The sequence below is a fragment of the Ruegeria sp. HKCCD4884 genome (assembly GCF_013110855.1).
Taxonomy (GTDB): Bacteria; Pseudomonadota; Alphaproteobacteria; order Rhodobacterales; family Rhodobacteraceae; genus Ruegeria.
Genome location: NZ_WVRJ01000010.1, coordinates 25,473 through 38,196 on the forward strand (window position 1 = coordinate 25,473; position 12,724 = coordinate 38,196).

At 55.8% G+C, this 12,724-nt stretch carries 12 protein-coding genes; 7 read left to right on the forward strand and 5 right to left on the reverse strand.

Annotation, left to right across the window (positions count from 1 at the left end):
• Positions 1 to 82: 82 nt before the first annotated feature.
• Together GS636_RS15080 and GS636_RS15085 are read left to right on the forward strand one after the other, a co-directional pair.
• Positions 83 to 796: a YafY family protein gene (locus GS636_RS15080; protein ID WP_171095754.1), complete on the forward strand. Its 714-nt coding sequence runs from the start codon at positions 83 to 85 to the stop codon at positions 794 to 796.
• 87 nt (positions 797 to 883) lie between these two features.
• On the forward strand, positions 884 to 2,176 hold the full coding sequence (locus GS636_RS15085) for a lytic murein transglycosylase (RefSeq protein ID WP_253762821.1): 1,293 nt from the start codon (positions 884 to 886) through the stop codon (positions 2,174 to 2,176).
• 55 nt (positions 2,177 to 2,231) lie between these two features.
• Here GS636_RS15085 and GS636_RS15090 read toward each other — a convergent pair whose 3' ends face one another.
• The 3 genes from GS636_RS15090 to GS636_RS15100 form a co-directional block, all read right to left on the reverse strand.
• Positions 2,232 to 3,410, reverse strand: a complete 1,179-nt coding sequence (locus tag GS636_RS15090) for a peptidase S41 (RefSeq protein ID WP_171670326.1) — start codon at positions 3,408 to 3,410, stop codon at positions 2,232 to 2,234.
• A gap of 129 nt (positions 3,411 to 3,539) precedes the next feature.
• Positions 3,540 to 4,937, reverse strand: a complete 1,398-nt coding sequence (locus GS636_RS15095; protein WP_171095759.1) for an aspartate aminotransferase family protein — start codon at positions 4,935 to 4,937, stop codon at positions 3,540 to 3,542.
• A 75-nt stretch (positions 4,938 to 5,012) separates the two neighbouring features.
• Positions 5,013 to 5,696: a GntR family transcriptional regulator gene (locus tag GS636_RS15100; RefSeq protein ID WP_253762823.1), complete on the reverse strand. Its 684-nt coding sequence runs from the start codon at positions 5,694 to 5,696 to the stop codon at positions 5,013 to 5,015.
• A gap of 140 nt (positions 5,697 to 5,836) precedes the next feature.
• Between GS636_RS15100 and GS636_RS15105 the strand changes: the two genes are divergently transcribed.
• From GS636_RS15105 to GS636_RS15125, 5 genes are all read left to right on the forward strand, one after another.
• Positions 5,837 to 6,922: a polyamine ABC transporter substrate-binding protein gene (locus GS636_RS15105; protein WP_171670330.1), complete on the forward strand. Its 1,086-nt coding sequence runs from the start codon at positions 5,837 to 5,839 to the stop codon at positions 6,920 to 6,922.
• Positions 6,923 to 6,998: 76 nt separating this feature from the next.
• Positions 6,999 to 8,126: an ABC transporter ATP-binding protein gene (locus GS636_RS15110; protein WP_171670332.1), complete on the forward strand. Its 1,128-nt coding sequence runs from the start codon at positions 6,999 to 7,001 to the stop codon at positions 8,124 to 8,126.
• Positions 8,126 to 9,016, forward strand: coding sequence for an ABC transporter permease subunit (locus GS636_RS15115; protein WP_171670334.1), 891 nt, complete (start codon positions 8,126 to 8,128; stop codon positions 9,014 to 9,016). Before GS636_RS15110 ends, GS636_RS15115 begins: the two co-directional genes overlap by 1 nt.
• Positions 9,013 to 9,831: an ABC transporter permease gene (locus tag GS636_RS15120; RefSeq protein ID WP_171095769.1), complete on the forward strand. Its 819-nt coding sequence runs from the start codon at positions 9,013 to 9,015 to the stop codon at positions 9,829 to 9,831. The genes GS636_RS15115 and GS636_RS15120 overlap by 4 nt, the downstream gene beginning before the upstream one ends.
• Entirely contained in the window at positions 9,828 to 11,129 is a 1,302-nt protein-coding gene (locus GS636_RS15125; protein ID WP_171670337.1) for an FAD-binding oxidoreductase, read from the forward strand. The genes GS636_RS15120 and GS636_RS15125 overlap by 4 nt, the downstream gene beginning before the upstream one ends.
• 9 nt (positions 11,130 to 11,138) lie before the next feature.
• Here GS636_RS15125 and GS636_RS15130 read toward each other — a convergent pair whose 3' ends face one another.
• Together GS636_RS15130 and GS636_RS15135 are read right to left on the reverse strand one after the other, a co-directional pair.
• Positions 11,139 to 12,008, reverse strand: coding sequence for a phosphotransferase family protein (locus GS636_RS15130; RefSeq protein ID WP_371808733.1), 870 nt, complete (start codon positions 12,006 to 12,008; stop codon positions 11,139 to 11,141).
• Positions 12,009 to 12,058: 50 nt separating this feature from the next.
• Complete coding sequence (locus tag GS636_RS15135; RefSeq protein WP_171670339.1) at positions 12,059 to 12,721, reverse strand: flagellar hook capping FlgD N-terminal domain-containing protein; 663 nt, start codon at positions 12,719 to 12,721, stop codon at positions 12,059 to 12,061.
• Positions 12,722 to 12,724 lie beyond the last annotated feature (3 nt).

Sequence of the window (12,724 nt, forward strand, 5' to 3'; positions counted from 1 at the left end):
CTTTGCTCCGTCTAAGGGGATGCTTGATACCTAGTCGGCACTGATGACAGTTACTGACATCAGGTTTAAGCTAGGGTGTATCATGTCTCGCACAGCACGACTGTTCCAATTGATGCAGGCCCTGCGTTCTGGCCCGTCGCCGAAAACCTCGGCGCAACTGGCGCAGGATCTGGATGTGTCTGCCCGGACGATCCATCGCGATATCGATGCGCTACGTGGTCTGGGGGCCGTTATCGACGGCGAAGCGGGGTTTGGGTTTACCCTGATCGAGGATGCAACATTGCCCCCGCTGGGTTTCACCGATGATGAGCTTGAGGCGCTGGTTCTGGGCCTGCGCGAAGTACAGGTTATTGGTGACCCGGCCTTGGCGGATGCCGCCAGTGCCGCACTGCGAAAGTTGCAGGGCCGCTTGCCACCGCGTCAGTCGCACAGGCTGAGTCACGCAATTCTGGCGGCCACCCGATTTAATCGTCCTCCGGCACCGACGATAGACGCTTCAACCCTGCGGCAGGCAGCCTGGGACGAGCGCACGGTAGAGTTTTCGTATACCGACGCAAAGGGAGAGGCCACGCGTCGGCGCGTGGATCCGCTTAGCATCGTCTATATGGACCGCTCGAATGTGTTGCTCAGCTGGTGCCATCTGAGGCAGGATTTTCGCGTTTTTCGCCTGGACCGGATGCAGGATATGTGCGTGACGGATCAAAGCTTTAGGCCAAACCGGGTGCCGATGCTGCGCGATGTGCTGGCTCGCATCCGCGCCGACCGGGAAGCACAAGACTGCGAGACAGGTGCCTGAGCGCTTTGTGATTTGCCGATTTTGCGCTACCTTAGGGTTGAGCAGTAATCAGGAAAAATCGGTATGCATAAATGCGTAGGCGGCGTCATGACCGTCGCATTATGGGCATCCATGGTGCAGGCGGACACAACAGACACTGGAAAATGGTCGGGCAGTGATGCTCTTGGCGAAACGATACAGCTGGCTTCGGCAGACTTGGCTGTTTCGCTTCGACCCGTTCCGCGACCATCGATCGAGGCGCTGCAGGTTTCTGCAGCAGCGGCAGCACGGTTTCAGGTCTGGCTGAGCGCGTTTCAGGATAGGGCGCGGCAGCAGGGAATATCGCAACGGACGCTGTCTCAGGTGTTTTCGGATATAACCTTTGACGAAGACATCATTGCGCGGGATCGAAATCAGGCCGAATTCTCGAAGCCGATTTGGGCTTATTTGGATTCGGCGGTTTCGGACACGCGATTGTCAAACGGGCGTGCCGCCATGCAACGGCACCGGCAGGTGCTGAAGCAGATTGAGGCTGAATATGGTGTCGAGAAAGAGGTTGTAACGGCAATCTGGGGGCTGGAAACCTCGTTTGGGTCCTATCGTGGCAGTAGCCGCACGCTCAGGTCTCTGGCGACACTGGCCTTTGACGCACGGCGTGCTCAGTTCTTCGAAGCCCAGTTGATCGCTGCCCTGCAGATCGTGCAGGCAGGTGATGTCAGCGCTGCAAACATGTTGGGCAGTTGGGCGGGGGCGATGGGCCACACGCAATTCATGCCGACCTCGTATCTTGATCATGCGGTCGACTTTGACGGAGATGGCCGTCGCGACATCTGGTCAGACGATCCAACGGATGCGCTGGCCTCGGCGGCGTCGTATCTGGCACAACACGGCTGGACCAAGGGGCAACCTTGGGGGGTTGAGGTGCAGTTGCCCGCAGGCTTTGACTACGCTTCGGCCCGGCGAGACTTCACCCGGATGCCGTCCGAATGGGCTGCACAGGGTGTTGTGGGAACCGATGGCAACGCTGTTCCAGACCACGGTCGGGCGGCGATCCTGCTTCCGGCCGGAGGGCAGGGCGTTGCCTTGATGATCTTTGACAATTTCAGTGTGATCGAAGCGTATAACGGGGCCGACGCCTATGTGATCGGTATCGGGCATCTGTCTGACCGACTTGCCGGAGGCGTGTCGTTTCAATCCAACTGGCCGCGCGCGGACCGGGTGTTGAGTTTTTCCGAGAAAAAGGAACTGCAAACCCGCCTGACCGAAGCCGGGTTCGACACAAAGGGCATTGATGGGCGTACCGGACCAAATACGATCAACGCCGTGCGGGCCTATCAGCTGGCACAGGGGTTGCGCCCGGACGGGTATCCGACTGTGAAACTGTTGGATCGGTTGAGGTGACCGAGTAGCGGGCCGTCTATGTTTGCTTGAGCCGGTTGTGCGCGACGCAACTGCGTTAAGCCAATTCTTCAACCAGCCTGTTGTAGGCAGTGTCCTCAGGCGTTGTGTCAAACGGTGTCGAAAACCATTCCCGATCAATTGCAAGCCTATGGACAGGCACGAGCTGACGGGCGATGTCAGACGGCGTCGTTTGATCCGTCGTTCCGGTTTCCCAATCGTGAAGCGCAGTTGAGTATCGAACAACGGCGCCGCTGTTCGGCAATTCGATCAAGCCGCCTTCCGCAAAGAACTTGAGCCCGTCGCCCATTTCTTCACCGACGATCGTCAGCTTGTACCCAAGCCGATACCTGAGGATCGCGACAAAGACGATTGCTGCAGAAAAGGTGAATTTGTCCACCAACACCGCACATCCGCACCGCTGGGTACTTTCGGTGATTGCATCGATCAGAGGCATGGTTGCCAAAAAGTCGCCCCCGGTGTTGCTCCGAACATCGATGACAAGGAAATTGTCGCGGCGGGCCCGAACCTGTGTGGCGGCTTTATCGATTGCTTCGGCAAGCGCGCTTTCACTGGGATCGAAGAAACTTGGCAGCTTCAAAGCGAGACCATTTTCAGAACAGTCGTGGATTTCCACGAACCCTTTGTCATTCCTTAGGGGATCGACTTTGCCGTGTTCGTTCCGTGGATACATTTCTGACGCCAGAACAGTATCGCCGTTCGCCACACTTACTGAGTGTCTGCGCCCGTCAGCGCCTTGAAGGTGATACTGTGTCTCATGGTCGAATGGTGCGAAACCCAGTTCGGCCAACGCTGCTGGCCAGGCAAATATCAAAGGTCCAATTACACGCTTTCGTTGCGGTGTTCCTGACAGAAGAGAGGCTGCCGCGCGTTCGATCTTTTCTACAGGTGTACCGTTAACGCCGAGCAGCTTACTGGGCGCAAGTTCCGCAAGTGGCGTAAAGGTTTTGGTTAGAAAAACCGATCTCCCAAAGCTCACAAATCGCAGCGGCAGGACTGAGATCGCGTCGTTCGGGATCAGGCGTGTGTGGCCGTTGCCGGAAAGGGCTAAGAGGCGCATTGCCGAAAGCAAGAACTGCTCTCGCGCATTCTGAGACGCGTGTTTTCGCGCAGCTTCGATATTGGCGTCGATCTTTCTTGGATCGACCGTCGCAAAGCTTGGGTCGGTTCGTTTCACAACGTCCAGAATGGGTTCGAGGTCTTGGCTCAGCGACACAAAGGATCCTAACGTTCCGAGAATAAGGAATGTCTAACAAGGGCTAAACTGGACAGTATCATCTGGCCAAGCCCAAAAAACAAAAGGCGGCCATTCTAGCCGCCTTTACCGTGTTCCCGACCGCGCCGATTAAGACGCCGCTTTCATTAAACCCTGTGCAATAATCTCGGCTTGCGCTTCATCCAATGACTTGTGGATCCGCACAAACATCTCATCGATGTCTGCCGGGGTCAGGATCAGGGGCGGTGAGATAATCATCCGGTCGCCCACATGACGCATGATCAGGTTATTGGCAAAACAACGGTCGCGGCAAATATAGCCCACGGTGCCCGGTTCGGATGCGAACTTGGCGCGGCTGGCCTTGTCTGGGGTCAACGCGATCGACGCCATCATGCCAACGATTTTCGCCTCACCCACCAGCGGATGATCGGCCAGAGCCTCCCATTTTTCCTTCAGGTAAGGGGCGGCTACGTCGCGAACATGCTCGACGATCTTCTCTTCTTCGAGGATACGTAGGTTCTCCAGCGCCACAGCAGCGGCGACAGGGTGGCCGGAATAGGTGTAGCCGTGGTTGAACTCGGTGCCGCCGATCACTTGGGCGATCTCATCATTTACGATGGACCCGCCGATCGGCGCGTAGCCCGAGCTGAGCCCCTTGGCGATGGTCATGATATGCGGCTTGATTCCAACGGTTTGCGAGCCGAACCAATTGCCGGTACGGCCAAATCCGCAGATGACCTCATCCGCGATCAAAAGAATGTCGTACTTGTCACAGATGCGCTGGATTTCCGGCCAATACGTATCCGGCGCGACGATCACGCCCCCTGCGCCCTGCACGGGTTCGGCGATAAAGGCGGCGACGCGGTCTTCGCCCAGTTCCAGAATAGCCTCTTCCAGCTCGCGAGCACGGGCCAGTCCGAAGTCTTCGGGCGACATGTCACCACCTTCGGCCCACCAATTGGGTTGGTTGATGTGATGAATGTTCGGGATCGGGATGCCACCTTGCGCATGCATCCCTGCCATGCCGCCCAGCGAAGCAGACCCTACAGAAGACCCGTGATAAGCATTGTGACGGCTGATGATGATGTTCTTGTCCGGCTGGCCCTTTTCGGCCCAATAGGTGCGGACCAGACGGATATTTGTATCGTTGGCCTCGGACCCGCCCGCAGCAAAGAAGACGTGGTTCAGATCGCCCGGTGCCAGCTCGGCAATCTTTGCGGCCAGTGCAATGGCCGGAACATGGGTCGTTTTGAAAAACGTGTTGTAATAGGGCAGTTCACGCATCTGACGCGCGGCAACTTCTGCCAGTTCGTCGCGACCGTACCCGATATTGACGCACCACAAACCTGCCATGGCGTCCAAAATCTCTTCACCCTCACTATCGGTCAGGTAAACCCCTTTGGCACGGGTAATCACACGCGCACCTTCCTGACCCAGCGCGCCATTGGCGGAAAACGGATGGAGGTGATGCGCTGCATCCAGCGCCTGAAGTTCTGCGGTCGGCATATGATTGGTGATGGTGGACATCCGAGATTCTCCCACAAAAGCAATTGGGGATCACAATATGATCAAATTTTACACTGTCAATCGAATCGGAGGGATTTAGGCGGAATTGAGGGACTCCGAGATCAGCTCCATACCTTGCTCAATGTCCTGAGCCGTTGCTTTTGCCGCCATTTCAGCGTCGCCGTTGCGCAACGCGGTAATGATATCTTTGTGCCGGTCAGGAAGGCTCTGTGTGCCAAAACGACCGCAAACAACCCGCAAAGACGGGCCAAAGCGCAACCACAGCCGTTCGGCAAGGTCGCTGAGGATAGCGGCATTGGCATGGGAATAGAGTGTCTCATGAAACGTTTGGTTCAAACGCAGATACCCGCCAACGTCGCCATCCGCGATCATACGATCCAAATGCTTGTCGATGCGTACCAGATGATCAATGTCTGCCGTCTGCAAATTGCCGGTTGCGCGTCTGGAAAGCTCTGATTCTATTGAAATTCTGGCAAAAATCATTTGCTCGATATCAGCGGTGGTCAAAAGCGGAACGCTGACGCGGCGGTTGCCCTGAAATACCAGTGCCCCATCCGAGATCAACCGTCGGATCGCTTCGCGTACCGGGGTCATTCCAACACCCAGCGAATCAGTCAAACCTTGGATTGTGACGGGCTGCCCCGGGACCAGTTCCCCAAACAGGATCTGAGATCTGAGGGTTTGATAAACCTGCTCATGTGCGGGTTGTTTTCCGCTGTCGGTTGGAGTTGCAGATGCCTTATTTTTGATCAAATCCAATTGGTTCATCCTATTTCGACTAACCCTGACTTGTCAGGTGACAGACCTCGTGAAACCATACGCTGGATCAAGGGAAAACGCAAAACTTGATCAAATCCAAAAAAACGGGAAAATAGCCGTACACTTGCAGGGAGAAGAATATGACAATCAAAACGCTGACCATGACAGCGGTCATCGCATTGGGGACTTCGGCGGCTTTCGCTGAAGAGGTGCGTGTCTACAACTGGTCCGACTACATCGACGAAGAGCTTCTGAGCAAATTCGAGGAAGAAACTGGTCTGACCCTCATCTACGACGTGTTTGACAGCAACGAGGTTCTGGAAACCAAGATGCTGGCTGGTGGTTCGGGCTATGACGTGGTGGTGCCTTCTGGCACGTTCCTTCAACGTCAAATTCAGGCAGGGGCGTTTCAGGAACTGGATGCGGCCAAACTGTCGAATGCGGGCAACCTTTGGGACGTTATTCAAGAGCGAACTGCAGGGTATGACCCAAACAACGCCTATTCGATTAACTATATGTGGGGCACCACGGGTATTGGTGTGAATGTCGACAAGGTCAAGGAAGCCTTGGGCGACGATGTGGCACTGAACAGCATGGATCTGGTTTTGAAGCCAGAGAACATGGAAAAACTGGCGTCATGTGGTGTTCATTTCCTTGATGCGCCAGCCGAAATGATACCGATGACCTTGCAGTATATCGGTGAAGACCCGGACAGCCACGATCCGGATGTGATCAAGAGAGCCGAAGACGTTCTGATGAGCGTTCGTCCACACATCCAAAAATTCCACAGTTCGGAATACATCAACGCGCTGGCGAATGGCGACATTTGCGTTGCCGTGGGTTGGTCAGGTGACATCCTGCAGGCAAGAGACCGCGCAGCCGAAGCCGAGAACGGTGTGAACATCGAATATCATCCGTTCGCGGAAGGATCGCTGATGTGGTTTGACCAAATGGCGATCCCGGCGGATGCACCGAATCCGGAAGGCGCGCATAAGTTCCTGAATTTCATCCTGGATGCCAACAACATGGCTGCCGCGTCCAATTACGTCTACTACGCCAATGGCAACAAAGCCTCGCAGGAATTCCTTGAGGAAGACGTGATTGGTGATCCGGCAATCTATCCGGATGATACGACAATGCAAAACCTGTACATCACGACGCCTTACCCTGCGAAAACGCAGCGTGTCGTGACCCGCCTTTGGACCAAGATCAAGTCAGGTACCTGATCCGGTTTCACGGCGCGGGGCGGTCGAATGACGGCCCCGCACACAAAATGTCCAAACTGACTATGCGGGGGCTGCCTTGAATTCTGACGTCTTTGCGCCGTGGGATGACCCACAGGCGAAACCCTTGATCCAGTTTCAGAACGTGACCAAGCGCTTCGGCGAGTTCACGGCGATCGACAATCTGTCACTGGATATTTTCGAGCGTGAATTCTTTGCCCTGCTTGGTCCGTCGGGATGTGGCAAGACAACGATGATGCGGATGCTTGCCGGGTTCGAAACCCCAACCGAAGGTCATATCCTGTTGGGCGGTCAGGATATTGACCCTATTCCACCCAACAAGCGCGCTGTGAACATGATGTTCCAGTCATATGCTCTTTTCCCGCATCTCAGCGTCTGGGAAAACATCGCGTTTGGTCTGCGTCGGGACAATATGCCGAAACACGACCTTGAAGAACGGGTTGAAGAAATGCTGCGCCTGACCCGATTGGAGCAGTTTGCCCGCCGTAAGCCGCATCAGATTTCAGGTGGACAACGACAGCGCGTTGCTTTGGCACGCTCGCTGGCGAAGGCCCCAAAGCTTCTGCTGTTGGACGAACCGCTGGGTGCGCTCGACAAGAAACTGCGCCAAGATACGCAGTTCGAATTGATGGATATTCAAGAGAAAACCGGCACCACATTTGTGATCGTCACCCACGATCAGGAAGAGGCCATGACAGTCGCCAGTCGAGTGGCGGTGATGGATCAGGGGCAATTGATGCAGGTTGCTACGCCCGACCGAATCTACGAGAACCCGGCCTCGGTTTATGTTGCTGATTTCATTGGGGATGTGAACATTATCGAAGGCCGTGCAGCCCCATCGGGTGAGGATACTTATCAGATTGATTGGGCCGAAGGTCAGGCTCCTATAACGGCGTCATCATCAACGAGCTTTTCAAACGGTCAGTCCTGCCATCTGGCGATCCGCCCCGAGAAGGTGACCATCTCAGCCGAGAGGCCAGCCGATGCGGTAAACGCTGTTCAGGGCAAGGTTCATGACATTGCCTATCTGGGCAATCTGTCCACCTATCACGTCGAATTGGCAAACGGCACAATCATCAAGGCACAGACGGCCAACACCCGCCGTATATCGCGCCGTTCGTTCACTTGGGAAGACCCGGTCTGGCTGTCGTGGACAGCGACGGCTGCGGTTTTGCTGGCGAACTGATGCGCCGCGCCGTTCTAATCGCCATCCCTTATGTCTGGTTGCTGGCACTGTTTCTGGTGCCATTCTTCATCGTTCTGAAGATATCGCTGTCGGACACGGCACTTGCCATCCCGCCTTATACTCCGACCCTAGATATGTCCGCCGGCTGGGCGGGGATCAAAAAGTTTTTAAGCGAACTGGATTTTGAGAACTATGTCTGGCTGACTGAGGATGATCTGTATTGGAAAGCCTACCTGTCCAGCGTCAAGATCGCTTTGATCTCGACCTTCTTTACATTGCTCGTCGGCTATCCCATCGCCTATGGCATGGCCCGCGCGCCTCAGGAATGGCGGCCAACGCTTATGATGCTGGTGATCCTGCCCTTCTGGACCTCATTCCTGATCCGGGTTTACGCGTGGATGGGTATCCTTTCGAACGAAGGGTATCTGAATCAAATCTTGCTGTGGACGGGTCTCATTTCGACGCCGCTGACGATCCTGAATACCTCGACCGCTGTCTATATTGGCATCGTTTACACCTATCTGCCGTTCATGATTCTGCCGATTTATTCGGCGTTGGAGCGTTTGGACGGATCGCTGATTGAGGCGGCCGAAGATCTGGGCTGTTCGCGTTTGCAAGCCTTCTGGCTGGTGACCATTCCACTGTCCAAGCCCGGCATCATTGCAGGTTGCTTCCTTGTGATGATCCCGGTGATCGGTGAGTTCGTGATCCCCTCGCTTCTGGGCGGTTCGGGCACACTGATGATCGGCAAGGTGTTGTGGGAAGAGTTCTTCTCGAACCGTGACTGGCCGGTGGCCAGTGCAGTGGCGATTATCTTGCTACTGATCTTGGTGGTTCCCATCGTGCTGTTCCAGCGCAACCAGCAGAAACAGGCGGAGAGTGACGGATGAACAGGTTAAGCTGGTTCAATACTGTTTCGCTGACGCTGGGATTTGCGTTCCTTTACATCCCGATGATCATCCTGATCGTTTTCAGCTTCAACGAAAGCAAGCTGGTCACGGTTTGGGCCGGGTTTTCAACTAAGTGGTACGGAGAGCTGCTGCAGAACGAGGCGTTTTTGGATGCCGCTTGGGTCACAGTCCGGGTAGCGGTTTTTTCGTCAACACTGGCAACCATTTTGGGAACGGCTGCTGCCTATGTGCTGGTCCGCAGCGGACGGTTTTTTGGTCGGACGCTGTTTTCTGGCATGATCTACGCGCCGCTGGTGATGCCCGAAGTGATTACCGGTCTTTCGTTGTTGCTGCTGTTTATCGGCATCGGTCTGGATCGAGGAATTCTGACCATCGTTCTGGCGCATACCACCTTCTCAATGTGTTTCGTGTCGGTGGTTGTATCCTCGCGTCTCATCACATTTGACCGGTCACTGGAAGAAGCAGCGCTTGATCTCGGATGCTCACCCGCGCAAGCTTTCCGCCTTGTCACCCTGCCGATCATCGCACCGGCAGTGATTTCGGGCTGGTTGCTGGCCTTCACCTTGTCGCTGGATGATCTGGTGATTGCGTCTTTCACATCAGGGCCGTCTGCGACAACCTTGCCGATCAAGATTTTCTCGGCCGTACGTCTTGGTGTAAGCCCGGAAATCAACGCGCTGTCCACGATCATGATTGCTGTGGTGACGGTTGGGGTCATCACGGCCTCGCTTGTCACCAAACGGGCGATGGTTCGTCAGCGGCAGGACGAATTGGCCGCCGCGCGCACCGAATGAAGCGGATTTTTCCGAACTACGCGTACAGCAACGCACCACGCGACGGGTGTTGGTGGGATGAAACGGTTTCCAGCCCCGATTGGCCAGAGGTTCAGGAAGACCTGCAAGTAGATGTCGCCGTGATCGGCGGTGGTTTTACGGGGATTTCTGCGGCCTTGCATTTGGCTGAAACCACTTCGGTTGCGGTATTCGAAGCCGGCCCTCCGGGATGGGGTGCGTCCGGACGCAATGGCGGCTTTTGCTGTTTGGGTGGCTCAAAACTGAACCATGCCGCGATGGCACGACGGCATGGTCGCGCCGGGGCGCTGGCCTATGAAACAGCCGAAGCAGATGCCGTGCAGTTGGTCGCCGATCTTCTGGCGCGGTATCACATTGATGCGGACACGCATTCGAACGGTGAAACCCAACTTGCGCATTCAAAACACGCGATGGATGTGTTGCGCCAAAAGTCAGACAAGACCGGCATAGTGCACGAAGCCAAAGACTTGCCCGCGTTGGGAATGGAGGGGGCATTTTACGGGGGGTACACGATGCCCGTCGGATTTGGGTTAAATCCCCGGAAGTACCTTTTCGGGATCGCACGCGCCGCCAAGACCAAAGGTGCACATCTGTTTCAGAACAGCCCGGTTCTAGGTATCAAGAAATCCGCTTCGGGGTTTGCATTGCGAACCCCAGGAGGGCAGGTCAATGCGCAAGTTGTTTTGGTTTGTACCAACGGGTATTCCAGCGAAGATATCCCGGATTGGATGTCAGGGCGTTACCTGCCGGCACAATCGACCGTTATGGTCACGCGACCGCTCAGCCAGACCGAGCAATTGGAACAGGGCTGGACCTCGGCCCAGATGTGCTATGACACGCGTAATCTTCTGCATTATTTCCGCTTGATGCCGGACGGGCGATTTCTGTTTGGTATGAGGGGTGGGTTGCGCTCTTCTGCCCGTTCAGAGGCATCAATCCGGGCAAAGGTTCAGCAGGATTTCAAAAAGATGTTTCCCGCCTGGTCGAAGGTCGAGGCCACGCATATGTGGTCCGGGTTGGTGTGTATGTCGCGTGCGTTGACGCCCTATGTTGGACCTGTACAGGGGCAACCGGGTATGTTTGCCGGCTTTGCTTATCACGGAAATGGCGTTGCCATGGGAGCCTACAGCGGACGGGCTCTGGCCAGGTTGGCCCTGGGGCAGAGTGCCGGTTTGCCTGCAGCTATGTGTCAAACGCCTGAAAAATTCCCACTGGGGCGCTGGCGTCGCGCGCTCATGCCGCCAGCCTATGCCCTGATGGGCCTTGCGGATCTTAGATAAAGGCGAAAGTCACAGGGCCGCTGCTTCTAGCTTCAGTCCTTCGGCATAATCGGGCGCGCCGTTTTCCGCGCGCCACAGGCAATAGGTGGCCATGCGCCACGCATACCAAGGTTTTAAGCGCAGGTAACGGTCCGCAATTTCCGGATCGCCGTAGGCGTTCAGAAACTGCTCTTCTTCGAACTTTGCCAAAGCGGCCCCTCGGTACAGGCGTTGCATGGCCGGAGAAAGAAACAGCGCCAAATCCTCGGTTGGATCACCAAGGGCAGGGCATTGCCAGTCGATCAGTGTCAGGTTTGTTCCTGCAACCAGGATGTTCCCAGCTACCGGGTCGCCATGAATCAGGCACGTCTTTTTCGCAGGCGCCACCGTTTCCACGGGTTGCTGTTCCAACAATTTGTGCCGCGTCTCGGATGAGCAGCCCTGCAGAATACGAACCCCATGCGCCCTGAGGTCCTCACTGCCGTTGCATCCGGCTGGGGCTGAGAAAGAAAGCGTGAGGTCGTGTAACCTGCGCAGCAACGCACCAACCTTGTCGGCTCCTTCCTGCCAGGGTGTTCCAGGGGCATGGTCATAGAAGACCCAATGCGCATCTTTGTACCGTCCTGAGTCGCGCAACCTTGGTACGAACCCTTCTGGCCCGAGGGTTTTGAGGCATTGCGCCTCTAACTCTGGATCATTGCGAAACAAGGGGTTGCGAAGGGCCGTGTTGTACAGCTTCAATACCTTGTCGCCGCTGTCTTCCAAAACCTTCCATACCCGATTGGTGCGCCCGCCATAGAGTGTTTCAAATCGCGCGCGCGCGCTGACCAGCCCCTGAACGCAGAGGTGGTCAACCAGATCGCGAGGAGGGGCAGGCGTTTCAGGCAGGGGTCTTGTCACTTCTTTTGGCGAGTCGATTTGCCAAGCTTTGGACGCTCCAGCGCCCCAGATCAAGCGCCAGTTCGGACGGCGTTTACGTCGCTTGCTGAAATCACTTCCCCGCCGCTAAGGGTTAGAAGCACTGTATTACCGCCAACCTGAGCCTCTATGACGCGGTTGTAGGCTGCGACTGGTGTTTGGGTCAGCAGCTCTCCATTTTTGTAGCTTTCCAGCGCCGCTGTGTAGTTGCCGGCGCTCATTGGATTTCCCGAAGAGGTAACGCCGGCCCACACAAATTCGGATTGAGCAGGGGGTACAGTTACTTTGTCGAGCACGGTCCCGTTTTCGTCACGTATCACCAGCTTGGCTGTATCAGCTTGTGGATCAGCCTGGGCAAACAAGGTCTTGGGCTGTCCGTCAAAGTGAAAGGCGGAAGTTGATCGGACGTCCATACCGACCCAGCTTGCAAGGTCACTAAGGTTCACACTGCCCAGCGTGCTTGCCAACGATGACAGATGATCATTGGTCTGAACTTGCTGCTCGACCATCGAGAACTGGGCCAGTTGCGACGCGTATTGTGTCGAGTCCATCGGCTCAAGCGGATCCTGATTCTGGGCTTGCGCTGTGAGCATCAGCAAAAAGGTTTCGAAATCCGATGTAATCGCGGACGTCTGTGCGTTGTTTGCAGACGGCTGAGAGCTTGCTGCCTGCGCCGTATTCACTGGGGTGATCATGTG

Excerpts from the sequence above, each read along its gene's own strand:
- GS636_RS15095 (WP_171095759.1), bottom strand. The coding sequence starts at position 4,937 with ATGTCCACCATCACCAATCATATGCCGACCGCAGAACTTCAGGCGCTG.
- GS636_RS15085 (WP_253762821.1), top strand. The coding sequence starts at position 884 with ATGACCGTCGCATTATGGGCATCCATGGTGCAGGCGGACACAACAGAC.
- GS636_RS15105 (WP_171670330.1), top strand. The coding sequence starts at position 5,837 with ATGACAATCAAAACGCTGACCATGACAGCGGTCATCGCATTGGGGACT.
- GS636_RS15080 (WP_171095754.1), top strand. The coding sequence starts at position 83 with ATGTCTCGCACAGCACGACTGTTCCAATTGATGCAGGCCCTGCGTTCT.
- GS636_RS15115 (WP_171670334.1), top strand. The coding sequence starts at position 8,126 with ATGCGCCGCGCCGTTCTAATCGCCATCCCTTATGTCTGGTTGCTGGCA.
- GS636_RS15125 (WP_171670337.1), top strand. The coding sequence starts at position 9,828 with ATGAAGCGGATTTTTCCGAACTACGCGTACAGCAACGCACCACGCGAC.
- GS636_RS15135 (WP_171670339.1), bottom strand. The coding sequence starts at position 12,721 with ATGATCACCCCAGTGAATACGGCGCAGGCAGCAAGCTCTCAGCCGTCT.
- GS636_RS15120 (WP_171095769.1), top strand. The coding sequence starts at position 9,013 with ATGAACAGGTTAAGCTGGTTCAATACTGTTTCGCTGACGCTGGGATTT.